Origin of the sequence: Myroides odoratimimus (assembly GCF_001485415.1) — a bacterium.
Classification (GTDB): domain Bacteria; phylum Bacteroidota; class Bacteroidia; order Flavobacteriales; family Flavobacteriaceae; genus Flavobacterium; species Flavobacterium odoratimimum.
On record NZ_BCMQ01000002.1, the window covers coordinates 252,929 to 279,078 of the forward strand.

Sequence of the window (26,150 nt, forward strand, 5' to 3'; positions counted from 1 at the left end):
AAGTTTTTTGTCTATTAAATGCTTGTAAAGTCTCTTAGTTTAATAGATTTGTAGACAGAGACCTTATTAAACAAAACTAATCTTAAATAAATGAAATTTAAAACAACCTTATTTGCAGCAGTAGGCTGTATGTTTTCACTTTCTGCCTTAGCTGGTGAAACATTACCAAAACCAAAGTTAGTAGTAGGCGTAGTGGTAGACCAGATGAGATGGGACTACCTTTATAAATACTACGATCGCTATTCAGATAATGGATTTAAACGCTTATTAAACGAGGGATTTTCAAGTGAGAATACACTTATAGACTATATCCCAACTTATACTGCTATCGGGCATAGTACTATTTATACAGGAAGTGTACCTGCTGTACATGGAATAGCGGGTAATGATTTTATCATTCAAGCAACAGGTGAGAGTATGTACTGTACTCAAGATGATAGTGTAGAAGCAGTAGGAGGTGTAGGTAAAGTAGGAAAACAATCACCTAAGAATTTATTAGTGTCTACTGTGACAGATCAGTTAAAACTAGCTACTAACTTCCAATCAAAAGTAGTGGGAATCGCCATAAAAGACAGAGGAGGTATATTGCCTGCTGGTCATTTTGCTAACGCTGCTTATTGGTTAGATGGGGCATCAGGTGACTGGATTACAAGTACTTTTTATATGAATGATTTACCTAAATGGGTGAAGTCATTTAATAAAGAGAAGTTAGCAGATAAATATTTCAAAAAAGGATGGAATACTTTGTATCCTATAGATACGTATGTACTAAGTACTGCTGATGATAATGTATATGAAGAACCTTTTAAAGGAGAAGATAAACCTGTATTCCCACGTGATTTAGTTAAACTAAAGAAAGACAATGGGTATGACTTAATTAAAGCTACACCATTTGGAAATTCTCTAACTCTTGACTTTGCTAAAGTAGCAATTGATAGTGAAGCATTAGGAGCTAATCCTGCTGGAGTTACAGATTTCTTAGCTGTAAGTTTATCGTCTACGGATTATGTAGGACATCAATTTGCTATTAATTCGATTGAAGTAGAGGATACATATTTAAGACTAGATGCTGATTTAGCTGAGTTCTTAACTTATTTAGATAAGAAAGTTGGTAAAGGAAATTATACTTTCTTTTTAACAGCAGACCACGGAGCAGCACATAATCCTAAGTATTTTGCTGATCAAAAAGGTAACTCAGGTTATTTTAATACAGCTGAAGCAAAAAAAGTATTGAACGAAAAGTTAGAGAAAAAGTTCGGTGAGAAAGAAATCATCAAGAGCTTAACGAACTACCAAGTTCACTTAAATAACGCTTTGGTACAAGAGAAAGACTTAGAAGAAGATGATATCCGAGAGTTTATCGTTAAGGAGCTAAAGAAAATAGAAGGTATTGCTTTTGTTACAGATATGGATAAAGCAGCTATAGCAGCTATCCCTACTAAGATACGTGAGCGAATAGTGAATGGATATAATATTAAGAGAAGTGGAGTGATTCAGTATATCTTAGAACCACAATGGTATAGTGGAAGAAAAGATGCTAAAGGAACAACACATGGAACTTGGGGGTCTTATGATGCTCATATACCAGCTGTATTTATGGGATGGGGAGTTAAGCCAGGTAAGACTATCCGCGAGACTCATATGACTGATATAGCACCAACTATTGCAGAGATCTTAAAAATAGAAGCTCCTAATGGGAATATAGGTACACCTATTCACGAAGCAGTAGATGTAAAATAAGCATATTATTAGAGTAAATATAAAGGTCAGTTGTAATATTACAACTGACCTTTTTTTGTGTTTGTAATTTAGATTGAATTTTAATAAAAGAGTGTGAAATTTATTTTATAGCTTTGGAAGATAGACACAAAAACACCGACAAATGAAAAAAAGGTATTTACTGTTCGGTTTTATTTTCTCTGTAAGTGCTTCAATGCATGCACAGTATAAAACTGTTACTACAAAAGACGCTAATGGATTTACTTACGAATACGTAGAGAATGACCCAGCTAAAGCAAGAGTGTATACTTTAGGAAATGGACTAAAAGTATATTTAGCTCAGAACCATGATGAACCACGTATACAGACGTATATTCCTGTTCGTACAGGATCTAATAACGATCCAGAAGATAGTACAGGACTAGCTCACTATTTAGAGCATATGGTGTTTAAAGGAACTTCTAAATTAGGTACTGTAAACTGGGCTAAAGAACAAGAGTTAATTAAACAAATCTCTGATTTATATGAGCAACATAAAGTCGAAAAAGACGTAGAGAAAAAGAAAGCTATTTATAAAAAAATAGATGAAATCTCTAAAATTGCATCTCAGTACGCTGTTGCAAATGAGTATGATAAAGCTGTGGCTTCTATCGGAGCTACAGGAACTAATGCGCATACTTGGTTTGATGAGACAGTTTATAAGAACGTAATTCCTTCTAATGAGTTAGAGAAATTCTTATTGATAGAGAGTGAGCGTTTCTCAGAACTAGTATTGCGTCTATTCCACACAGAGTTAGAAGCAGTATATGAAGAGTTTAATAGAGGACAGGATAATGATTATTGGGCTTCACATGAAGCAATGATGAAGTTATTATTCCCAACTACACACTACGGAACTCAGACTACGATAGGTACTTCAGATCACTTGAAGAACCCTTCTATGGTAGCTATTAATAATTACTTTAATGAATACTATGTACCAAATAATATAGCTGTTGTATTAGTTGGTGATTTAGAGTTTGAACCTACAATTAAGTTAGTTAACGCTTACTTTGGTTCAATGAAAAAAGCAAATCAACCTAAAGAATATATCGCTCAAGAGGCGCCTTTAACTAAGATACAAGTTAAGGACATCTATAGCCCACAAGCAGAGCGTGTAGAAATAGGTTTCCGTTTAGGAGGAGTTAAGACGAAAGATGCTATTTATCTTAACTTGATCGATATGTTGTTAAGCAATGGTCAGGCAGGTATTATAGATTTAGATGTAAATCAGCAACAAAAAGCATTGTATGCGTCTAGTTCACCTATGGTAATGAAGGACTACTCTGTACACCAATTGACAGGTATGCCTAATGAAGGACAGACTGTAGAAGAAGTTAAGGATCTATTATTAGCTCAAATAGAGAAACTTAAAAAAGGAGAGTTTGATGAGTGGTTGTTAAACGCAGTTGTCAATGAATTCCGTAAGAACTCTATGGAGGCTTTAGAAAGTAATGATGCAATGGCTACAGAAATGTACCAAGCATTTATTCATGGGCGTACGTGGGAACAAGCTGTTTCTGATTTAGAGCGTATGTCTAAGGTGACTAAACAAGAGTTAATCGACTTCGTGAACGCAAATTATAAAGACAACTATGTTGTTATCTATAAACGTCAAGGAGAGAATAAAGACTTAGTACGTGTAGAAAACCCAGGTATTACACCTATTGATATCAATAGAGATAGTGAATCAGAATTCTATAAACGTCTAAAAGGAATAGAAGTTAAAGAAATAGCTCCTGTGTTTGTTGATTTCAATAGCGCTATTCAAAAAGAGAAGATTGGTAAAACGAATAGTCAATTATATTCTATTAAGAATACTACAAATGATCTAGCAACTGTAACTTATATTACAGAAGTAGGTTCTGATAATGATAATAAGTTATCATTAGCTATTGGGTACTTAGATTATTTAGGTACTAGTAAGTATTCTGCTGCTGATATTAAGAAAGAGTTCTATAAGTTAGGTATTTCTTATGGTATTAGTACAGGTACAGATAAGACTTATATCACTGTAAAAGGATTGAAAGAAAACATCCCTGCAGGTATCAAATTATTAGAGCATTTAGTAACAGATGCTAAGGCTGATGATACTGCTTATGCTAATATGGTTGATCAGATCTTAAAAGGACGTTTAGATGCTAAATCAAGTAAAGGAGGAATCCAAAGAGCATTGAATAGCTATATCGTTTCTAATGGAGAGTTAAGCCGTTTTAAAGATATCTTAAGTGAGAATGAATTAAAGACTATTAAACCAACAGAATTAGTTGGATTAATTCATAACTTCTTCGATTACAATAATGATGTTTTCTACTATGGTAATGATAAGGAAACAGCGAAGAAAGCAATCGTAGAGCATCATAACTTAGGAAAAGGTAAAAAAATACCTGTTGCTAAAGTATATCCAGAACCAGCTACTGACGGAACATTGTACTTTGCTCCTTATGATATGGTTCAGGCAGAGATTACGTATAGAGCAAGAGAAGGTAAGTTTAATAAAGACTTATTAGCGACTAGCTCTGTATTTAATAACTACTTTGGAGGAGGAATGGCTTCAGTGGTATTCCAAGAAATTCGTGAGTCTAAATCATTAGCATATTCAGCTTATGCATACTATATGAATGCTGCAAAAGCTGACAAACATAACTATGTAATGGCTTATGTAGGTACACAAGCGAATAAATTACCACAAGCAGTAGAAGCAATGATGGAATTAATGAATGCTATGCCTCAAGGAGAAAGCCAATTCCAAAATGCTAAAAATACTGTTCTTAAGAATATCGCTACACAGCGTTATACTAAAGCACAGATATTCTCTTACTGGTTAAGCTTAAAAGAGAAAGGTATTGACTATGATATTAATAAAGATATCTACTCTCAAGTACAGAATATGCAGATGACTGATCTAGTTAACTACTTCGATAAATACGTAAAAGGAAAAACTTTCAACGTAGGATTATTAGGTAAGAAAGAGAACTTAGACTGGGAAGCTGTGAAGAAAATGGGTAAAGTAAAAGAACTTAGCCTAGAAGACTTATTCGGTTATTAATAGTAAGTTTTAAATTATATACTAAAGGAGCTTTGCATATAGTGCAAAGCTCCTTTTTCTTTTATTATAGAGAGAATTAGCTATGTATAGTAACTTATTATATCAGAATAAGATTAATGGCTGTAAATGTCTCTATTTAAGTTTTGATGATAGACTATATAGAAACGCCTGATATTAATACAATATCAGGCGTTATAAGTTTATGTTAAGCTTCAGCTGAATCTAAAAGTTCAATGTATTCTAACCCTTGTTTGATAGACTTTATATTTTTGAATGTTAGCAATAATCTCAGTCCATTCTTTGTCTGCTTCTCTTTCATCTCACAGATATTAGAACGGTGTTGTATGAAGATTAATACCTTTCTAAATTTGGCAGATTGATAGAAGTCTGACTGTTGATCCCCTAAGAAGTAACAAATCATCTTTCCTTGTTTCATCACGATCTTTTCTATTCCCATATTAGCAGCATGCCATTTGATTCGCAAGCTATTTAATAAAGCAATAGCCTGACGTGGCAGTGCACCGAATCGGTCTATTAATCGCTGTTCATACTGCTGCAAGACTTCTTCATTCGTTATTAAGCTCAGTTCGTTATACAGGTTTAGTCGCTCTGTGATATTATTGATATACTCATCAGGGAACAATATCTCGAAGTCAGTATCTATCTGAGTATCTTTTACGAATACCTTGTTCTCTTCTTTATTCTCTTCTTCGTATAGGTCTTTAAACTCGTTTGCCTTAAGCTCTTCGATAGCCTCTTGCATGATCTTTTGATACGTTTCGAATCCTATTTCATTGATGAAACCACTCTGTTCACCTCCTAAGATATCACCTGCCCCTCTGATCTCTAAGTCTTTCATAGCGATGTTTAGACCACTCCCCAGGTCACTAAACTGCTCTAGTGCCTGTATTCTCTTTCTCGCTTCTTCTGTCATAGCAGAATAAGGAGGACAGATGAAGTAACAGAACGCTTTTTTATTACTTCGTCCTACACGACCTCTCATCTGATGTAAGTCAGATAGCCCGAAGTTGTTTGCATTATTAATCAGTATTGTATTGGCATTAGGAACATCTAATCCACTCTCGATAATGGTAGTAGCAACGAGTACATCGAACTCCCCATTCATAAACGCGAGCATCAGTTCTTCTAACTTTTTACCATCCATCTGACCATGGCCGATACCTACTTTAGCATCAGGTACTAGACGTTGTATCATACCCGCTACTTCTCTAATATTCTCTATACGATTATTGATGAAGTACACTTGACCACCTCTTTCTATTTCATAAGACACAGCATCTCTAATCACCTCTTCATTAAATCCTACTACATTTGTTTCGATAGGATATCTATTCGGTGGAGGAGTACTTATCACAGATAAGTCACGTGCAGCCATCAGAGAGAACTGTAGTGTACGTGGAATAGGTGTAGCAGTAAGTGTAAGTGTATCTACATTCTCTGATATCGTTTTCAACTTATCTTTTACAGCTACTCCGAACTTTTGTTCTTCATCTATAATTAATAATCCTAGATCTTTAAACACAATGCCTTTATTCACTAACTGATGTGTACCGATAAGGATGTCTATTTTACCAGCTTCTAGGTCTTTTAGTATTTCTGCTTTTTGTTTAGCAGTTCTAAATCTATTGATATAAGACACACGTACAGGCATATCCTTCAGACGCTCTGTGAATGTCTGATAATGTTGAAAGGCTAGGATAGTCGTAGGGACTAGTATTGCGACTTGTTTGCCATTATCAACCATTTTAAAGGCAGCTCTAATAGCTACTTCAGTTTTTCCAAAACCTACATCCCCACATACCAAGCGATCCATTGGTCTTTCTTGTTCCATATCCGCCTTTACCTCTTGTGTCGCTTTTAGCTGATCTGGAGTGTCTTCATAGATAAACGAACTCTCTAGCTCATGCTGTAAATAGCTATCAGGAGCACATTGGAATCCTTTCTGCAAACGGCGTTTTGCATATAGTTGAATAAGGTTAAAGGCAATGTGCTTAACACGAGCCTTTGTTTTATTCTTCAAGGTTTTCCATGCAGCCGAACCTAATTTATGGATCTTAGGTACAGCCCCGTCTTTACCATTGTATTTTGATATTTTGTGTAGAGAGTGAATACTTACATAGACGATATCATTATCAGCATATACTAGCTTGATAGCCTCTTGTGTTTTTCCTTCTACTTGTATTTTTTGTAACCCTCCGAACTTACCGATACCATGATCTATATGTGTTACATAATCACCTACCGAAAGAGAGTTTAGCTCTTTTAGTGTGATCGTTTGCTTCTTAGTATACCCATTCTTGATACTAAACTTGTGATAGCGTTCGAAGATTTGGTGGTCAGTATAGCAGACGATTTGCTTCTCCTCATCGATAAATCCTTCGAAGATTGGCATCACGATTGTCTTGAATGATTGTACTACTTTGTGATTATCATCTTCTTTAAGAGACTCAAATATATCTTTGAAGCGCTTAGCCTGATTCTCATTAGAGCAGAATAGGTAGTTATAGAACCCATTGTCTGTATTGTCATTCAGGTTACGAGCCAGTAAGTCAAACTGTTTGTTAAACGAAGGCTGAGGTTTGATGTGAAACTCAACGGTCTTATTGACATCCATCAGTTTGGTATCATTCAGCTCCAGTAGCGTAAATAGCTCTAGCTTATGTAAGAAAGATTGTCCGTCTAAGAACATATCTTTTGGTTCCTTGTGCTTTAAATCTTTATTAAGTTTAGAGAAGGTATCTACAGCTCTATCGAACTGACGGTCTAGCTGTTCTACTGTCATAGCAGTATGCTGCGTTAGTACAATAGTCTTCTCAGAGATATAGTCTAAGAAACTCTCTCTTACCTCTGCAGAGAACTTGTTCTCTACGTTGGGAATGATAGTGATTTTCTTTTGTTTATCTACAGATAACTGCGTTTCTACGTCGAAGGTACGGATACTATCTATTTCGTCTCCGAAGAACTCTATACGGTACGGGGTGTCATTAGAGAAAGAGAATACATCTATAATTCCTCCTCTTACAGAGAACTCTCCCGGCTCAGCTACGAAATCAACTCGTTTAAAATTGTATTCAAACAATACCTCATTGATGTAGTCTATAGAGAGTTTATCTCCTTGATGTACTTTAAGTGTATTCTTTTCTAATACCTTTTTAGTAACCACTTTTTCGAAGATAGCCTCTGTATACGAAACAATGATAGCAGGCTTTTTACGAGAACTAATTCTATTCAATACCTCTGCACGTAGTAGTACATTAGCATTATCTGTCTCTTCTATCTGATACGGTCTTCTATAAGAACCTGGGTAGAAGAGAACATCGGTTTTATTGACTAGTGTTTCTAAATCATTTAGGTAATAAGCAGCCTCTTCTTTATCATTGAATATTAATAAAAAAGGAGCATCAGCTTCTCGGAATAAGGCTTCTATCTGAAATGAGATAGCCGAGCCTATTAATCCTTTTAGATATATTTTATTACCTCTAGATTGTAGGTCTTGGAGGAGTTGTTTTGTTTTTGAAGACTCTTGAAAGCGTTGTTTAATATCCATGCTCTATTCGTTTTCTGGTGTTGGGTTAGCCCTTCTTTCTTCGTTAATAGCCTCTAGCATCTCAGCTTCACCTTCTTCTTGTGGTAATTTTGCTTTGACAATATTTTCATCCATCTGAGCTAGAAGTAGTCTTAGCGCAGTGTTGGTATGCTTTAGATTTTGATCTAACTTTTCTATACTTATCGGAGTCACTTCTAAGAACATATTTAAGTTGTTTAGAGAAGTTTGTAGAAGTGCCATTCTAGCTTTGATGTCTGGCAAGTCTAGCTCCTTAGGATATTGTTGGTAAGTAAGGCTTTGTAGTAATTCTGTTATTCTATTAGCACTCTTCTGAAAAGCCCCTATAGTAGACACAGGTTTTAACTTTACCTCTTGTGCAAACTCTTGCCAAGGTTTCCAATCTTTTAGGATAACGTCTAACTCTGCTGAAGCAGCCGGAACACGTAGATTCCAGTTCTTCGTTAGATAGTCATACACACTGTCATTGTGTTGTGCTATTTTTAATTCTTGTTCTTTCACGAACTTCTCTTCGTCTTTACACGAGAATGATACGATAGATACGAAGAATAAAAGAGGTAGAAGTATATATAAATTGCTTTTCATTGTTCTTATGATTTAGAGGTCAAATTTACAAAGTTCTAAGCTATTTTATACCACATAGATTGTCAGATTGTTATATAAGTTATAAAGTTATGGGAATCTTGGTGGTGAAAATTGATTTGTAATAGGACTTAAACTATATTTGTGTACTTTTTAAATACACAAACAATGGGAACCAAAATTCTTATAATCGGAGCTTGCGGACAGATAGGTTCTGAGCTAACGCTTAAATTAAGAGATGTTTATGGAAGTGAGAATGTGATCGCTTCTGATATTAGAGAAGGAAATGAAGCTCTTATGAGTTCTGGACCTTTCGAGACATTAAATGCTATGGAGTTTGACGCTGTTGCGGCAGTGATAGAAAAACATCAAGTAGAGGAAGTATATTTAATGGCAGCATTGTTATCAGCGACTGCAGAGAAAAACCCAGCTTTTGCTTGGGACTTAAATATGAACTCGTTGTTCCACGTATTAAACCTTGCTAAAGAAGGTAAAATTAAAAAGATATTCTGGCCATCATCAATAGCTGTTTTTGGACCTACTACACCTAGACATAAGACACCTCAGTACACTGTGATGGAGCCAAGTACAGTATATGGTATTTCTAAGCAGACAGGAGAGCGCTGGTGTGAGTACTACTATAACAAATTTGGAGTAGACGTACGCAGTATCCGTTACCCAGGGTTAATCTCTTGGACTACACCTCCAGGTGGTGGTACTACAGATTACGCAGTAGATATTTTCTATAAGGCTATCGAGGATAAGCACTATAACTGTTTCTTATCTGAGGGGTCAGCTCTTCCGATGATGTATATGGAAGACGCACTGAATGCGACTGTAGGTATTATGCAAGCGAAGAAAGAAGATGTGAAGATTCGCTCTTCTTATAACTTAGGTGGTATCTCATTCACGCCAGAAGAGATAGCAGCTGAGATTGCGAAGCATATCCCTGACTTTACGATAGAGTATAATCCAGACTTTAGACAGGCTATCGCTGACAGCTGGCCAGCTAGTATAGATGATACTTCTGCACAGCAAGACTGGGGATGGAATCATAAGTATGACTTATCTTCTATGACAGAAGTAATGTTAGAAAACTTGACAAGAGAATTAAAGAAATAGAACTTTAAATATTCTGAAGAGCCAGCTTATAGCTGGCTTTTTTTGTACTTTAGCTTTTCGTATAGAAAGAAAAGTTCTTTGTGATATATAACTAAACTACATAATAATAAAATGATTCTTTATGTTTGGCAGTTTTTCTTACTTTCACTTATTGGGCTAATAATTTATAGCTTGTATAAAGTAGGAAGATCAACGTTAGAATATAATTATAAGGTGATATGGTGCCTCATTATTATATTCGCTCCAGTATTAGGCGCTATAGCCTATCTGTTAGTAGGAAATAGAGATAAAAAAGTAAGCCAGCTATAAGCTGGCTTTTTTATTTGCGTAGTTTTTTAAAGACTAGTTTATACAGTGGTACTACTACGATGACTAGCGATATTATAGCTAATGCTAGGATAACGCTACTACTGATAGCTGTCATAGAACGAAGTACTATAGTGATTATAAAAAGGAAAGCCCCTAGGAGCAATAACTTTACATTTTTATCCATCTTTGTTTTTTTTGACAAAAGTAAAACTTTAGTTTAACTTATTAAATAGATAGATCACTAATGGGCTAATGATCATAACAAAAGATATCAGAAGCACAAAGTAAGCTAACTGCGCGCCTATTACATTTAAGTAAAATAAGATAAATGACAGGGCAAATAATGCGATGCCGATTAGAAAAATTAGTTGATTTCTACTCATAGTCATTTCATTTTAGGATGATACTAATTTAGCTATTTTAACTGAGTTGTCAAATTTTATCTCGTTGCTTAAGGAGGTTTGTAAAACAATTATTAATTTTAGAGAAAATGTAAACATTCAAACTATGGACAAAGTAGTAACAGATATTTTAGATAATGCCAATAGTGCATTTCTAAATTGGAAGAAACTTAAAGTGAGTGATAGAGTAGCTTATCTTCAGAAAGTTAAGCAGAACCTACTTACTAATGTAGAGGAGTATGGAAAATGTATGACATTGGATATGCATAAGCCTATTAAGCAAGCTGTAGCTGAAGCAGAGAAGAGTGCGAGGTTAATAGATTATTATATAGAGCATGGAGAAGAGATTCTAAAAGGGAGAACTATACAGACAGATTGGTCAGAGACGTATACGGTGAATGATCCTTTAGGTGTCATTCTAGGAGTGATGCCGTGGAACTTCCCTTTCTGGCAAGTGTTTAGATTTGCTATTCCGACCTTATTAGCAGGTAATACGGTAGTAGTGAAGCATGCGAGTAACGTGCCTCTTAGTGCTAAGGCATTAGAAGACTGCTTTAGAGTAGAGGGGTATGAGCAAGTGTACTTTAATGTAACTGTAGCAGGTAGAGAAGTAGATGCGATCATCGAGTCACCTATCATCAAGGGAGTATCTCTTACAGGGAGTGAGGCAGCAGGTAGCTCTGTAGGGAAGAAAGCAGGGGAATTGATTAAGCCTACTGTGTTAGAACTTGGAGGGAGTAATGCCTTTATCGTAAGAGAAGATGTGGATATAGACGCTCTTATCCCCACAGCTATCAATGCTAGATTTCAGAATACTGGGCAGAGCTGTATAGCAGGAAAGCGATTTTTAATCCACAATGCTATTATTAAAGAATTTACAGATAAGTTTGTAGCCGCAGTCAGAGAGATCAGATTCGGTGACTTAATGGATCATAATACAGGTATCGGATTGATGGCTAGAGAAGATTTAGCGATAGAACTAGAGACCATTATGAATGATTCTGTACAGATGGGGGCGAAGATAGCAGTAGGAGGTAAGCGTGATGGAGCGAAGTTCGAGCCTACTGTGATCACAGATGTCACGCCTGATATGCCTGCATTTAAGCTAGAGACTTTTGGTCCACTAGCGGTTATCGTAGGCTATGATACATTCGATGAAGCGATAGAGATGAGCAACGATTCTCGCTTCGGATTAGGTGTGGCGATGTTTAGTAAAGATGTCGAATTCTTAAAATCTAAGGTTCACGAGTTCGACGAAGGAGCTGTATTTATAAACGAGATGGTAATCTCTGATCCTAGAGTACCATTCGGAGGGAATAAGTTCTCTGGAATAGGAAGAGAAATGGCAGAAGAAGGATTATTATCATTCGTAAATAAGAAGTCAGTGGTAATTAAATAAGGCGGTTTTTATACATATATTGTCGTGTTATGCTAGATAAATTTATTGATTTTTGGACTACAATACACTTTGTAGACATTATTGAGTTCTTCGGGACTTGTGCATTTGCTATTTCGGGTATCCGCATGGCCTCAGCGAAGAGCCTTGATTGGTTCGGTGCATTAGTAGTAGGATTTGTCACTGCTACAGGAGGGGGGACTCTGCGTGACTTACTATTAGGAGTTACGCCTTTCTGGATGTTAAATAGTGTGTATGTGTGGTGTACGGTAATAGCATTATTCTTCGTGGTACTCTTTAGAAAACAATTAGTGCATCTAAACAGTACCTTCTTATGGTTTGACAGTATAGGTCTAGGTTTATTTGTTGTGGTAGGTACAGAGAAGACCATGTCTCTAGGCTACCCATTTTGGGTAGTAGTGATCATGGCGACTATCACTGGGATAGTAGGAGGTATCGTTAGGGATATAATGATTAACGAGATTCCTGCTATTTTTAAACAGGAGTGGTATGCGCTGACCTGTATATTCGGTGTGATGATATACTATCTACTTGATTATTTCAGTGTAGGTATAATTTTTACACAAATATTCTGTGCGGCTTCCGTTTTTGTAATTCGCTTGATAGCAAATCGTTATAAACTGGGGCTTCCGACCTTAAAAAGTGAAGAATAAAAAAGTTTTAATTTTTTAAATTAAATATTTGCAGATACTAAAAATCGTTATATATTTGCACCGCAATAAAGGTAAAATATAACCTTCCTCCTTAGCTCAGTTGGTTAGAGCATCTGACTGTTAATCAGAGGGTCCTTGGTTCGAGCCCAAGAGGGGGAGCAAAACAAAAGCCAGTCTTATGACTGGCTTTTTTATTTTTAGACTATTTCTATATTTGTTATCTAATTTGAGTGTTCTTTTTAATTAGATTTTGTACTTGATTCTTTTCAGTCGTGTTAAATTAGTCCAATAAGTTTGTTTTGAGATTATCTGGAAGCCTATTTATAAGCTATAAATAGGGCGATAAGTAGTATTTTGAATTAGTACTTTTATTTTTTTTAGAAAAAAGTAAAAGTACTTCTATCTCATAATCAGATAGTTTTAATTCAAGCTTCATTTTTTTTGACAAAAAATGCTCAAAAAGCCTATAAACAGTGAGGTATTTGATTAAAAATGTATATATTTGCAATGCAATAAAGGTAGAATATAACCTTCCTCCTTAGCTCAGTTGGTTAGAGCATCTGACTGTTAATCAGAGGGTCCTTGGTTCGAGCCCAAGAGGGGGAGCAAAACAAAAGCCAGTCTTATGACTGGCTTTTTTATTTGATATCTATCCCATTCTTGTCTTTAAGGGGGTTGATTATCTTCATTTTATTATCTGTTCATCTACTAGAGCATAAGTTTTCTTTCATTTTTAATTCTATCGATATCAAGCTAATATTCGCTTGCATTCCATTTTTTAGAACGATTAATAGGTGTTAGAATTAGCGTATTCTGTTATCTTTTTTACATTAATATAGGGGGTGGTCGGCATGTGGTCGGCTAGTGATGGGCATTTGGTCGGCTAAAAAGTACTATAAATAAGCCTATCACCTGCCTATCACTATACTATCAAATAGGGAGCATAGGAAGGCAAGTGAAAACATTGTCTCATTTGTCTAAGAAGAGATAATAGAAATTGTCTAATTGGAATAAAAAGAAAGTCCCCTAATAAGATCTCTTATTAGGGGATTGATAATTATATAGTGTCTACAACAGCAGTGTTGGATAATATTAGTTAGTTCTATTTAAAGTTAGTCTTTTATAAAGTGATGTAATTAGAAAAAAAATCCCAACAGAAGGTTACTATTGGGATGGGATGATCAGGGGGTAAGGTCTTATTAGTACTGTCCGTCTCTACTGAAGTTGATCATCCATTGGATGCCAAATTGGTCTAATACCATTCCAAAATAGTCACCCCAAAACATGTCTTCGATCGGCATGATCACAGTACCACCTACCGCTATCTTAGCGAATAGATCATCTGCCTCTGCTTGGCTATCTGTGGATACTGATATCGAGAAATTGTTCCCTTGTACAATAGGTGTTGGATCGCCACATGAAGTATCACTACCCATTAAGACAGATTTACCGATAGGAAGTGAGACGTGCATGATTTTGTTCTTGTCCTCTTGGGATACTACGAATTCTGGGCTATCTGGAATGCTGTCGAATCTAACGAGGTAAGTGAATTCTCCTCCAAATACAGATTTATAAAAATTAAATGCCTCTTCACAATTGCCATTGAAGGTTAGGTAGGTGTTCGTTGTTGCCATAGATATAATTTTTTAAGTAGTTAATTATGAAGCAATTTAGGTAAAAAACAGGCTTTTGGATAAACTGTTTTGAGATAAATTGTCACAATTTTTATTTTTCGAGTATTGGCAAGGGATTGGAGAGTTTTGAGATTGTGGTATATTCACTTATGGTGAATAATGTGTTCTATAAATACAACATTGCTATATAAATTACGACATTATTATTTAGTAAAACCTGCTTTTTATCATGTATTATGAGGTATGTAAGTGCAATCTTTGTACTAGAACAATAAAACACTATAGCACTATGAAACAAAGAGTACCTGTATCTCAAATTATGTCTAAAGCACTTATAGCTGTGCCAACTAATAAAAAGTTAAGTGAAGTAAACCAATTATTAGTAGAATATAATATTAGACATATCCCTGTTATAGAAGCAGAGAATGTAGTGGGGATCATCAGTAGCAACGATATCTTAAAGATAGGATATGGAGCAAATGATTTAGACCAAAGTGCATTAGACGCTATTTATGACGCTTATAAGTTAGAAGATGTAATGACGAAGAACCCAATCGTGGTGATGGATGATACTAATATCAAAGATGTAGCTGAGATCTTCTCTAAACAGCAGTTTCACTCACTTCCGGTAGTAGATAAGGATAATGTACTACAAGGAATAGTGACAACTACAGATATGATCAATTACTTGATAGCACAATATTAAAACAACAACAATTATCCCCACAAAGTAACCTATAAAGAAATAATGATTGATAACTGATAGCGCTGTTTATACCATCATTATACCAATTTACTGGTTTGTACTATTAAAGAGTGCCTGTCTAATTTTTTAGATAGGTACTTTTTTTATGATGAGGTAGTGCGAGATTAGTTCTTCTTTTGATTATAGTACAGGGGTAAGATTAAGAAGGATAGTGCTCCTAATATGACTACGATTGCTGTCTGAGTAGTCCATAATATCCACCCAAAGGCTGTACCAGCGACAGCAGAGATGCTGTAAATAGACAATAATTCTGCGATGATTAGCGGGAATGCTCCAAAACCTCCATTAGTAAATGATACGGCAAAACTACCTGCTACAAAGGCAGACATAACGATAGGAATGCTGAGTGAACTAGTAGCTTCTAGGGCATGTGTACCGAAGTAGAATGTAGCGATATAACCAAACCAAATAAGAAAAGTGTGGAATAAGAAACCAACTTTATACGGCATTTTAAAGATGCTACTGACTCCTTCTGTAAGTCCTTTGATTTTATTTTTAATAAATAAGATTACTTTCCATTTGCTATAATAGAATAAGGCAATAGTGGCTAATAAGCCTACGAATGCGATGATAGCTAATATACTTAGTTTCTCTACTGGAACCTTGGCTAATAAGAAGTCTTTTAGTACTTCATACTGTAAAATTAAGGCTAAAAATACGCAAAGCAATAAACAGATAAGGTCAATAATTCGTTCTGAAACAATGGAACCAAAGCCTTTGTCAAAAGGGACTTTCTCGTACTTCTGCAAGACGATCGCTCTAGATACCTCTCCTGATCTAGGTACTGTCAGGTTAAGAAGATAACCAATAGAGATAGCCATAAAGTTAGTGAATGTGGATACAGGATATCCCATATAACGCAAGGCGTACTTCCATCTATAGGCGCGTGCCCACAGACTTAAAATAGAAAAGAAAGAGGAGATGATAATATAGTTATAATTAGCATCTCTAAACTGAGATTTCATCTCCTCTATCTGGTCTTCAGTAAACTGATTATAGGCGTAATAAACCAAAAAAACTCCCAACAAAAGTGGGAGTAATATATTCAATAATTTACTGATATTTTTTTTCAATAAGAGGCTATGTTAACGTGTTGGTCTCTTCATTAGGGAATACGATAGAAGGCTTGAATGTCTTCGCTTCTTCGAAATCCATAATTCCATAAGTAATAATGATAATGATATCCCCTTTGTGTACTTTACGTGCAGCAGGACCATTTAAGCAGATCTCTCCACTGTTACGAGGTCCAGGGATAGCATAAGTTTCAAAGCGTTCCCCATTGTTGATATTAACAATCGAAACTTTCTCTCCTTCTATGATGTTAGAAGCTTCCATTAAAACTTCGTCAATCGTAATACTTCCGATGTAGTGTAGGTCTGCTCCAGTTACAGTTACACGGTGAATTTTTGATTTTACTACTTCAACTTGCATTTCGCGTGAGTTTTAGTTAAAAGATATATTGTCAATTAGTCGAATGCCTTCGATATGAGCAACTAAGAATCCTCTGTATCTATGAGCCTCATTTTTAGATGTAGCTGTTTTTAGAGTATCTTCTTCTGCTATAGTGAAGTATTCGAGTTCAAAGTTAGGATTATTTTTAAATTCATTCTCAACAAAAGCGTTAACTTTAGAAATACTTTCACTTTTGAATAAATCCTTGGCTTTCAACAATACTTGATATAAGAAAGTTGATTTTTCTAATCCTTCAGTAGATACTCGTTCGTTACGAGAACTCATGGCTAATCCGTCCGTAGCTCTGAAGATAGGCACTCCGATAACCTGAACAGGTATATGAAGCTTATCTACCATCTTGCGGATGATCTGCAATTGTTGGAAGTCTTTTTCTCCAAAATAAGCTTTGTTAGGCGTAACAAGCTCAAAAAGTTTACTCACGATAGTTCCTACTCCATCAAAATGACCAGGGCGAGAAGCACCTTCCATTTCGTTTTCTAGTCCATCAAAATCAAATGATTGGGCTACAGTATTTCCACCATAAATCTCATCAACAGATGGTGCAAATATTACAATTTGTTCAGAAAGAGACTTAATGATCTCCTGATCTCTTTCTAAAGTACGAGGGTATTTTTCTAAATCTTCTGCATTGTTAAACTGCGTCGGATTAACGAAAATACTTACTACAGTACATTCATTTTCATTTAATGATTGTTCCATTAATGAAAGGTGCCCCTTATGGATGGCCCCCATTGTTGGTACAAGACCAATTGCCTTATTAGCGTCGCGAAATGGTTTTAAATACGCTTGTAATTCGGCTTTTGTACTAAAAAGAAACATTAGCTTCGTGTTTAAAATAATGGCAAAATTAGTTATTTAGAAAATAACTGCATAAATTTTTGTAAATTTGCAATGTTTATTTGTTTCAAACACAGAAATTATAATTGAAGATGAAAGAAAAGAGGATATTATATGTATCATCTGAAGTGGTACCTTATTTAGCAGAAAATGAAGTTTCATTAATGTCTTATGATGCTCCTAAAATGATTAATGATCAAGGAGGACAGATAAGAATTTTTATGCCTAGATATGGTAGCATAAATGAGAGAAGACATCAATTACACGAAGTTATTAGATTGTCAGGTATGAATCTAGTCGTAAATGATATGGATATGCCACTAATCATTAAGGTAGCTTCTATCCCGAAAGAGCGTATTCAAGTTTACTTTATAGATAATGACGAGTATTTTAAAAGAAAATCTACTTTCTCAGATGAGGATGGAACATTGTATCCTGATAATGATGAAAGAGCTATTTTCTTTACAAAAGGTGTAATCGAAACGGTTAAGAAACTTAACTGGGTTCCTGATGTGATACATGTACAGGGTTGGATGGCTTCATTGCTGCCAGCTTATTTAAAACATTATTATAAAGATGAAGCTATTTTCTCTGATACGAAAGTAGTTACTTCTATTTTTAGCGAAGGATTTAGCGGTGTCTTAGATGCTACTATGAAAGAAAAAATAGCATTCGATGGCTTCCCAGAAGACGTAGTGAATGACTTCGAGAACCCTACTTATGAAAGTATCATGATGAATGCTATCAAAAATTCAGATGGTGTTATCGTTGCTTCAGAAGAGGTAAGTTCAAATTTAACAAAATTTATAGAGTCTTCTGAAAAACCTTTTTTACCTTTCGTAGCTAAAGATGAGTTTGCTAAAGCTTATACTGAATTTTATCAGAAGTTTTTTTAATAACTATATCAGAATAGAATAGTAATAACCCAAATAGATTGGATTGACTAGATGAACCAAAAGAATATATTAAAAGGAATATCTCTTGTATTAGGCTTTATGGCCTTACAAGCTTGTGAGAGTGATTTTACAGAAACGGGAAGCGATATAATAGGAGGAGGAAACTTCGATATCGAATCGTATAACGTAAAGGATATAAAAGCTTATAATCAAGCTTATGGAGCAGTAGATGGAAGTAGATTAGGAGAAGTCCCTTTTGGGTATCTAGACAATGGATTATTTGGTGCTACTAGTAACGATTTAGTTGTACAACTAGCTAATTCAACATCAGTTGTTGGAGATATTGGAGATAATGTAAAGGTAGACTCTGTATATGTGTATGTGCCTTACTTTTCTCAATTTGACAAAGTAGATAATAAAGTTAATTACTATAAACTTAAAAATGTATATGGTGAAGGTTCTATAGATTTAAAAGTTTATCAGAATAACTATCACTTGATGGATGTAGACTTAACAGATGGTTCTGCATCTAAATACTATACTGACCAAACAGGTGCTTTAATCGATAAAAATAAGATTAATACACAGTTAAATACTTCGGGACAGTCGTCTCAGAATTCTAATTTTACTTTTACAAATAGAGAAATCGTTATCTATAAAACAGATAAGGACGGTAATCCTATTAAAGATCCAAATACAGGAGATAATCAGATTAAAGAACGCCTTATCCCTGGAATGTGGTTAGATTTGAATAAGAACTACTTCGAGAAATTTATTAATGATAATAAAGCGAAGTTGTCAGAGGCTAACGGATTCAGTGATTTGTTTAAGGGATTATACCTAAAAACAGAAGGAAACGGAAGTAAAGGAACTACTGGATTATTAGATATTGCTAAGGGTAAAATCGTAGTTATATTCCATGTTGATAAAAAGACAAAAGGAGAAGATGGTAAGGAAGTGATTACACGCGAAAGAAAAGAAATCACTCTTAGCTTAAGTGGTAATACGGTAGGAACTAAGAAATTTAGTGTGAATATGTTTAATACACTTCTAGACGGAACTTACCAATCAGAGGTGGCTAATGCGAATAAAGTGCAAGGTGATGAAAGCCTTTACATAAAAGGTGGACAAGGTAGCTTAGCAGTTATCGATCTTCTAAAGTCTAATAACCTTGAAGAGTTAAAAGCACTTAAGAAAGAGGACGTATTGCTGAACGAAGCTTACTTAACGATCTATGTGGACAAGGAGCGTATGCAAGGGCAACCTATCCCTGAGCGTCTGTTCTTATACGATTATGACAACAGTATTGCGTTGTCAGACTTTGCTAATGATGCGGTGAGTACATCTCAGTATATCAAACAAGGATATAACGGTATCTTCGTAAAAGAAGATAAAGAGAATAAAAAAGAAGGGTATTATTATAAGTTTAAAATCACTGACCACATAAGAGGTCTTCTGAAAAGTAAGAATGACGTGAGCCCTAAATTAGCCTTGACTGTTGCGAATAACTTTGCAGTAGGAGGGTATGTTAATCAGAAATTGAAAAACGAAATAAACAACGAACCTACTAACGTGAATGTTGTTCCAGCTTATGCTGTTAGCTGCCCAATCGGAGTTGTACTTCATGGAGCGAATACTACGCTGGACAATAAGAAGATGAAGTTAGAGATTTTTTATACTAAAGCTAAAAAGTAAACAAGTATGTGTGGAATTGTTGGATATATAGGTCATCGCGATGCGTTCCCTGTTATTATTAAAGGTTTAACAAGATTAGAGTACAGAGGATATGACTCTGCTGGTCTTGCTATATTCGATGGAGAGACAATCAATCTTTGTAAAACAAAAGGTAAAGTTGTTGATTTAGAAGAAAAAAGTACAGATGCAATAAAAAAAGGAACAGTAGGTATAGGGCATACTAGATGGGCTACACATGGTGTTCCAAATGATGTGAACTCACACCCTCACTTTTCTAATTCGGGTGAATTAGTTTTAATTCACAACGGTATTATAGAGAACTATGATTCTCTTAAGCAAGAATTAATTAAAAGAGGTTATACATTTAAGTCTGAAACAGATACTGAGGTATTAATTAACTTAATCGAGGATGTACAAAAAACTCAAGGTGTTAAGTTAGGAAAAGCTGTTCAGATCGCTTTAAATCAAGTAGTGGGAGCGTATGCTATCGCTGTAATGGATATCAAAAAACCAGACGAAATAATAGCTGCTAGACTTGGTAGTCCATTAGCTATCGGAATCGGTGAGAATGAGTACTTCATTACATCTGATGCATCACCTTTTATCGAGTATACTAATAATGCTATTTATTTAGAAGATGAAGAAATGGCTATTATTAGACTGCACAAACCATTGCGCATTCGCAAGATTAAAGATGACTCATTAGTTACACACTACGTTCAAGAGTTACAATTAAACTTAGAGCAGATCGAGAAGAATGGTTACGACCATTTTATGCTAAAAGAGATATACGAGCAACCAGAGGTAATTAAAGATACTTTTAGAGGTCGTTTATTAGCTGATCAAGGTTTGATCAGAATGGCAGGTATCGAAGATAATATCGATAAATTCTTAAATGCGAAGAGAATTATTATCGCTGCTTGTGGTACATCTTGGCATGCTGCTTTAGTAGCTGAGTATGTAATCGAAGAGTTTGCAAGAATACCAGTAGAAGTAGAGTATGCTTCTGAATTTAGATATAGAAACCCAATTATTGACTCTAGTGATGTTCTGATTGCTATTTCTCAATCTGGAGAGACAGCAGATACTCTTGCCGCTATTAAATTAGCGAAAGAAAAAGGAGCATTCGTATTCGGAGTTTGTAATGTGGTAGGATCTTCTATTTCTAGAGAGACACATGCTGGAGCTTATACACATGCTGGACCTGAGATTGGTGTTGCTTCTACAAAAGCATTTACAACTCAGATTACAGTATTGACTTTAATTGCTCTTCGTTTAGCAAAAGCAAAAGGAACTTTACCTAATTCTGAATATTTAAAATATTTACATGAATTAGAGCTAGTGCCTGAGCGCGTAGAGGAAGCGTTAACTCAAAATGAAGAAATATTAAAAATCTCTCAGGTTTATAAAGACTCAACTAACTGCTTATACTTAGGTAGAGGATATAACTATCCTGTGGCATTAGAAGGGGCGTTAAAACTGAAAGAAATCTCTTATATACATGCAGAAGGATATCCTGCTGCTGAGATGAAACACGGTCCAATCGCTTTAATTGACGAGCATATGCCAGTTATTGTAATTGCACCTAATCAAGATCACTATGATAAAGTAGTGAGTAATATCCAAGAGATTAAAGCAAGAAATGGAAAAATCATTGCTGTGGTAACAAAAGGAGATAAGCAAGTAAGAGAACTAGCTGATCACGTTATCGAAGTACCTGGTATTTCTGAGGCTTTAACTCCAATATTAACGACAATTCCATTACAACTGTTATCTTATCACATCGCTGTTTTAAGAGAGTGTAATGTTGACCAACCGAGAAACTTGGCTAAGTCAGTGACGGTTGAATGATAGTAGAAAAGTGAGTCTTTTTAAGGCTCGCTTTTTTTTTATTTAAAATAAAATTTCAAAGTTTTAATATTCAGAGAAAAAAACTATCTTTGCACTCTGAAAAAGTAGAATTTTTCGATAAACGTAAATAGCTGTTAAATAAATACATAAGCAATGTCTAAAGTTACAGGAAAAGTTGCGCAAGTTATCGGGCCAGTAGTTGACGTAGTATTCAACACTGCAAATGCCGAGCTTCCAAAGATTTATGATTCATTAGAAATCACAAAACCAGATGGTACTAAATTAATCCTAGAGGTACAATCTCATATTGGAGAAGATACAGTAAGAACAATTTCAATGGACTCTACAGACGGTTTAAGTAGAGGATATGAAGTAGCATCTACAGGATCTCCAATCCAAGTACCAATTGGTAAAGATGTATTTGGTAGATTGTTTAATGTTGTAGGAGACGCTATTGATGGTCTTGGAAACTTACCAAAAGAAGGTTCTAATGGTTTACCAATTCACCGTTCTGCTCCAAAATTTGAGGATTTATCTACTTCAACTGAAGTATTATTCACAGGTATCAAAGTAATTGACTTAATTGAGCCTTACGCAAAAGGGGGTAAAATTGGTTTATTCGGAGGTGCTGGAGTAGGAAAAACAGTATTGATTCAGGAATTAATTAATAATATCGCTAAAGGACACGGTGGACTTTCAGTATTCGCTGGAGTTGGAGAGCGTACTCGTGAGGGTAATGACTTATTACGTGAGATGTTAGAGTCAGGTATTATTAAATATGGAGATGACTTCATGCACTCTATGGAAAATGGAGGATGGGATTTATCTAAAGTAGATAAGCCAGGTATGAAAGAATCTAAAGCTACATTCGTATTCGGTCAGATGAATGAGCCACCAGGAGCACGTGCACGTGTTGCATTATCAGGATTAACTATTGCTGAGTTCTTCCGTGATGGAGCTGGTGATGACCAAGGAAAAGACGTATTATTCTTCGTAGATAATATCTTCCGTTTTACTCAAGCTGGTTCTGAGGTATCTGCATTATTAGGTCGTATGCCTTCTGCAGTAGGATACCAACCAACATTAGCTACTGAGATGGGAGCTATGCAGGAGCGTATTACTTCGACTAAAAAAGGATCTATTACTTCTGTACAGGCGGTTTACGTTCCTGCGGATGACTTAACTGACCCTGCACCAGCAACAACGTTTGCTCACTTAGATGCTACTACTGTATTATCTCGTAAGATTGCAGAGTTAGGTATTTATCCAGCAGTTGATCCACTAGAGTCTTCTTCTCGTATTTTGACTCCAGAGATCTTAGGAAAAGACCACTATGCTTGTGCTCAAAGAGTAAAAGAGATTTTACAGAAATATAAACAATTACAAGATATCATCGCGATCTTAGGTATGGAAGAGTTATCTGAAGAAGATAAACAAGCTGTATACAGAGCTCGTCGTGTTCAACGTTTCTTATCTCAACCATTCCACGTAGCTGAGCAGTTTACTGGTATCCCAGGTGTATTAGTTGATATTAAAGATACTATCAAAGGATTTAATATGATTATCGATGGTGAGTTAGACCACTTACCAGAGGCAGCTTTCAACTTAAAAGGTTCAATCGAAGAAGCGATTGCAGCTGGAGAGAAAATGCTTGCAGAAATATAATCTAATTAATATTTAAAGAGATCGACATGAGATTAGAAATTGTATCACCTGAGGCTACTTTATTTTCTGGAGAAGTTACTTCAGTTTCAGTTCCAGGAGCAAATGGAGAGTTTCAGATGTTAAATAATCACGCTCCTATTGTTTCTATCCTAACAAAAGGAAGTGTAAAGTTCACAGGGCAAAACATTTCTATTGCACCAGAGTTTAGTTCTAAATTCGAGAAAGTAAGTAATGATACTTATCATTTACCTATCAGTCTTGGAACTATCGAATTAAGCGATAATAAGATTATTATATTAGCTAACTAATTAGCTGATTAGAAATAAAAAAAGACCTACTCAATGAGTAGGTCTTTTTTTGTTCTATATATTAGAAGGTATAGCCGATACTTAATCTTAGTGCTAAACCTGTTTCTTTTTCAGTTGGTCTATGATCATAATGTATTCTATAGAAATCAATACCGATACCAGCTTCGTAAGAAAAATTAGATTGACCTATATTTCGTCTTATATTCCACATAGGAGATAGATGAGATGATTTTTCTACCTTAATGTTGTCTTTTGAATCCGTACTTGTAAGTGCATCTGGCATATAATCAAAGCCTAAAGAAAGAAAGTTAGCTGAATTATTCTTTGTGTTTTTACCTTTTCGAACTCTTTTATTAAAGTTATAGTAATATCTAGATTCTACTCCTAAGGACAAAGAAGCGATGTAATCTACATAATCAGAGTTACCGAAAAAGCCTACGTTGTATTGTACTTTCCCTAGTACAGTTAACTGATCTACTATTGGGTATTCATAGTTAACTCCAACTCCAAGTAGGTGTATTCCTGCTTCAAAGCGTTTCTCTAGTTTTTGTTCTTGTGCATGCACAGCATTAAAGCTTAAGGTTAGTGTAGCTATTAAAGCTGTGTAAATTAGTTTTCTCATGTGTTAATAGTGTGTTTTATTGTAGTAAATATAAATGTTATTATAGAATATAATTTATTTCTTGTGGAGTAATTAGTTTTTATCAAGTTATTATTGTCTAATGATAACATCGTATCTTCGTAAGAAGATTTTAAATAGAAAGTAATGGCAAAGGTAAAGACGGCTTTTTTCTGTCAGAGTTGTGGTACACAATACGCTAAATGGCAGGGACAATGTAATGCTTGTAAAGAGTGGAATACACTTGTAGAAGAGGTAATCCAAAAAGAAGAAAAGACAGCGTGGAAAGCAGTAAGTAGTTCTCCTAATACCATGAAGAAGGTAGCGAAGCCTCTAAAGGTACGAGAGATAGACAGTACAGAGGAGATACGTATGAATACTATGGATGGTGAGCTTAATCGTGTTTTAGGAGGTGGACTGGTACCTGGCTCTATGGTGCTTTTAGGTGGTGAGCCTGGGATAGGAAAAAGTACATTATTATTACAGATATCTCTGCGTTTGCCTTTTAAGACTCTCTATGTATCAGGAGAGGAAAGTCAGAAACAGATAAAGATGAGGGCAGAGCGTATTAACCCTGCTAATGATAACTGTTATATCCTTACAGAGACCAATACACAGAACATCTTTCGTCAAATAGAGGAGATACAGCCTGATGTATTAATCATTGACTCTATTCAAACTTTGCATACAGAATATATTGAATCTTCTGCAGGGACTGTTTCTCAGATTAAAGAGTGTACAGCTGAGCTAACTAAATTCGCTAAAGAAACTGGAACTCCAGTATTGATTATTGGACATATAACAAAGGATGGAAGTATAGCAGGACCTAAAATGTTAGAACACATGGTGGATACTGTATTACAGTTTGAAGGTGATAGAAATCACGTATATCGAATACTAAGAGCGAATAAGAACCGTTTTGGTTCTACAGCAGAGCTTGGTATTTATGAGATGCAAGGAAGTGGTCTTAGAGAGGTGTCTAATCCTTCTGAAATATTAATATCACATAAAGAAGAAGAATTATCAGGAACAGCCATCGCTGCTACTTTAGAAGGGATGCGCCCACTGATGGTAGAGGTACAAGCCCTTGTGAGTACAGCTGTATATGGTACTCCACAACGTAGTGCAACAGGATATAACCTGAAACGACTGAATATGATCTTAGCTGTATTAGAAAAAAGAGCTGGATTTAGATTAGGACAAAAAGACGTATTCTTAAATATCACAGGAGGTATTACAGTAGATGATCCTGCCATTGACTTAGGGGTGGTTGCTGCTATTCTATCTTCAGATCAAGATATGTCTATTGGCAAAGACTTTACATTCGCTGGAGAGGTAGGGCTATCTGGTGAGATTAGACCTGTAAATAGAGTAGACCAACGTATACAAGAAGCAGAGAAGCTTGGTTTCTCTACTATTTTTGTTTCAAAATATAATAAGATTAGTCATACTGGTAGAGGAATTAAGGTTGTTCTAGTGACTAAGATTGAAGATGTAGTAGAATACCTCTTCGGATAACTTAAAATTGA

At 35.4% G+C, this 26,150-nt stretch carries 22 protein-coding genes and 2 tRNA genes; 15 read left to right on the forward strand and 9 right to left on the reverse strand.

The annotated features are described in order from the left end of the window. The first annotated feature begins 90 nt into the window (after positions 1-90). The gene (gene pafA / locus MODO_RS03315; protein ID WP_006257801.1) at positions 91-1,740 is read left to right on the forward strand and encodes an alkaline phosphatase PafA; all 1,650 of its coding nucleotides are present in this window, start codon (positions 91-93) and stop codon (positions 1,738-1,740) included. Positions 1,741-1,882: 142 nt separating this feature from the next. Then, positions 1,883-4,807 carry a M16 family metallopeptidase gene (locus MODO_RS03320; protein WP_006257800.1) on the forward strand — a complete coding sequence of 975 codons (2,925 nt, stop codon included), beginning with the start codon at positions 1,883-1,885 and terminating at the stop codon, positions 4,805-4,807. Between the two features lie 205 nt (positions 4,808-5,012). On the opposite strand, the gene mfd is transcribed toward MODO_RS03320, so the two are convergent. Both mfd and MODO_RS03330 read right to left on the reverse strand, forming a co-directional pair. Next, a complete protein-coding gene (mfd, locus tag MODO_RS03325) occupies positions 5,013-8,375 on the reverse strand; it encodes a transcription-repair coupling factor (RefSeq protein WP_006257799.1) in 3,363 nt (1,120 codons plus the stop codon). A gap of 3 nt (positions 8,376-8,378) precedes the next feature. Continuing rightward, positions 8,379-8,978: a hypothetical protein gene (locus MODO_RS03330; RefSeq protein WP_006257798.1), complete on the reverse strand. Its 600-nt coding sequence runs from the start codon at positions 8,976-8,978 to the stop codon at positions 8,379-8,381. A 165-nt stretch (positions 8,979-9,143) separates the two neighbouring features. Between MODO_RS03330 and MODO_RS03335 the strand changes: the two genes are divergently transcribed. Beyond that, entirely contained in the window at positions 9,144-10,097 is a 954-nt protein-coding gene (locus MODO_RS03335; protein ID WP_006257797.1) for an NAD-dependent epimerase/dehydratase family protein, read from the forward strand. Positions 10,098-10,208: 111 nt separating this feature from the next. Next, entirely contained in the window at positions 10,209-10,406 is a 198-nt protein-coding gene (locus tag MODO_RS03340) for a PLDc N-terminal domain-containing protein (protein ID WP_006257796.1), read from the forward strand. 10 nt (positions 10,407-10,416) lie between these two features. Here MODO_RS03340 and MODO_RS19430 read toward each other — a convergent pair whose 3' ends face one another. Both MODO_RS19430 and MODO_RS19435 read right to left on the reverse strand, forming a co-directional pair. Further along, a complete protein-coding gene (locus MODO_RS19430; protein ID WP_006257795.1) occupies positions 10,417-10,590 on the reverse strand; it encodes a hypothetical protein in 174 nt (57 codons plus the stop codon). Between the two features lie 28 nt (positions 10,591-10,618). Beyond that, positions 10,619-10,789, reverse strand: a complete 171-nt coding sequence (locus tag MODO_RS19435; RefSeq protein ID WP_006257794.1) for a hypothetical protein — start codon at positions 10,787-10,789, stop codon at positions 10,619-10,621. A gap of 124 nt (positions 10,790-10,913) precedes the next feature. Between MODO_RS19435 and MODO_RS03345 the strand changes: the two genes are divergently transcribed. From MODO_RS03345 to MODO_RS03360, 4 genes are all read left to right on the forward strand, one after another. Then, on the forward strand, positions 10,914-12,206 hold the full coding sequence (locus MODO_RS03345) for an aldehyde dehydrogenase family protein (protein WP_006257793.1): 1,293 nt from the start codon (positions 10,914-10,916) through the stop codon (positions 12,204-12,206). 29 nt (positions 12,207-12,235) lie between these two features. After that, entirely contained in the window at positions 12,236-12,877 is a 642-nt protein-coding gene (locus MODO_RS03350) for a trimeric intracellular cation channel family protein (RefSeq protein ID WP_006257792.1), read from the forward strand. 85 nt (positions 12,878-12,962) lie between these two features. Beyond that, positions 12,963-13,036: transfer RNA gene (locus MODO_RS03355), tRNA-Asn, on the forward strand. Positions 13,037-13,409: 373 nt separating this feature from the next. Beyond that, positions 13,410-13,483: transfer RNA gene (locus tag MODO_RS03360), tRNA-Asn, on the forward strand. 593 nt (positions 13,484-14,076) lie between these two features. Here the strand turns inward: MODO_RS03360 and MODO_RS03365 are convergent. After that, positions 14,077-14,511 (reverse strand): VOC family protein, encoded by a 435-nt coding sequence (locus tag MODO_RS03365; RefSeq protein WP_006257791.1) that lies wholly within the window; start codon positions 14,509-14,511, stop codon positions 14,077-14,079. 289 nt (positions 14,512-14,800) lie between these two features. Here MODO_RS03365 and MODO_RS03370 point away from each other — a divergent pair, with 289 nt between their 5' ends. Next, on the forward strand, positions 14,801-15,217 hold the full coding sequence (locus tag MODO_RS03370; protein ID WP_006257790.1) for a CBS domain-containing protein: 417 nt from the start codon (positions 14,801-14,803) through the stop codon (positions 15,215-15,217). Positions 15,218-15,381: 164 nt separating this feature from the next. Here the strand turns inward: MODO_RS03370 and MODO_RS03375 are convergent, their stop codons facing one another. From MODO_RS03375 to panC, 3 genes are read right to left on the reverse strand one after another with little or no spacing between them, the layout of a single operon-like run. After that, a complete protein-coding gene (locus tag MODO_RS03375) occupies positions 15,382-16,350 on the reverse strand; it encodes a lysylphosphatidylglycerol synthase transmembrane domain-containing protein (protein ID WP_006257789.1) in 969 nt (322 codons plus the stop codon). Between the two features lie 7 nt (positions 16,351-16,357). Further along, positions 16,358-16,708: an aspartate 1-decarboxylase gene (panD, locus tag MODO_RS03380; protein WP_006257788.1), complete on the reverse strand. Its 351-nt coding sequence runs from the start codon at positions 16,706-16,708 to the stop codon at positions 16,358-16,360. Positions 16,709-16,720: 12 nt separating this feature from the next. Next, a complete protein-coding gene (gene panC / locus MODO_RS03385) occupies positions 16,721-17,569 on the reverse strand; it encodes a pantoate--beta-alanine ligase (protein WP_006257787.1) in 849 nt (282 codons plus the stop codon). A gap of 110 nt (positions 17,570-17,679) precedes the next feature. Here panC and MODO_RS03390 point away from each other — a divergent pair, with 110 nt between their 5' ends. From MODO_RS03390 to MODO_RS03410, 5 genes are all read left to right on the forward strand, one after another. Continuing rightward, complete coding sequence (locus MODO_RS03390) at positions 17,680-18,483, forward strand: glycogen/starch synthase (RefSeq protein WP_006257786.1); 804 nt, start codon at positions 17,680-17,682, stop codon at positions 18,481-18,483. Between the two features lie 51 nt (positions 18,484-18,534). Beyond that, positions 18,535-20,178, forward strand: coding sequence for a BamH family beta-barrel-assembly machinery protein (gene bamH, locus MODO_RS03395; RefSeq protein ID WP_006257784.1), 1,644 nt, complete (start codon positions 18,535-18,537; stop codon positions 20,176-20,178). Positions 20,179-20,184: 6 nt separating this feature from the next. Then, positions 20,185-22,029 carry a glutamine--fructose-6-phosphate transaminase (isomerizing) gene (gene glmS / locus MODO_RS03400; RefSeq protein ID WP_006260490.1) on the forward strand — a complete coding sequence of 615 codons (1,845 nt, stop codon included), beginning with the start codon at positions 20,185-20,187 and terminating at the stop codon, positions 22,027-22,029. Positions 22,030-22,182: 153 nt separating this feature from the next. Further along, entirely contained in the window at positions 22,183-23,694 is a 1,512-nt protein-coding gene (gene atpD / locus MODO_RS03405; protein ID WP_006257781.1) for a F0F1 ATP synthase subunit beta, read from the forward strand. A 26-nt stretch (positions 23,695-23,720) separates the two neighbouring features. Beyond that, positions 23,721-24,002 carry a F0F1 ATP synthase subunit delta/epsilon gene (locus MODO_RS03410; protein WP_006257780.1) on the forward strand — a complete coding sequence of 94 codons (282 nt, stop codon included), beginning with the start codon at positions 23,721-23,723 and terminating at the stop codon, positions 24,000-24,002. A 61-nt stretch (positions 24,003-24,063) separates the two neighbouring features. On the opposite strand, the gene MODO_RS03415 is transcribed toward MODO_RS03410, so the two are convergent. Then, positions 24,064-24,624: a hypothetical protein gene (locus MODO_RS03415; protein WP_006257779.1), complete on the reverse strand. Its 561-nt coding sequence runs from the start codon at positions 24,622-24,624 to the stop codon at positions 24,064-24,066. A 144-nt stretch (positions 24,625-24,768) separates the two neighbouring features. On the opposite strand from MODO_RS03415, the gene radA reads away from it, so the two are divergent. Then, a complete protein-coding gene (radA, locus tag MODO_RS03420) occupies positions 24,769-26,139 on the forward strand; it encodes a DNA repair protein RadA (protein WP_006257778.1) in 1,371 nt (456 codons plus the stop codon). Positions 26,140-26,150 lie beyond the last annotated feature (11 nt).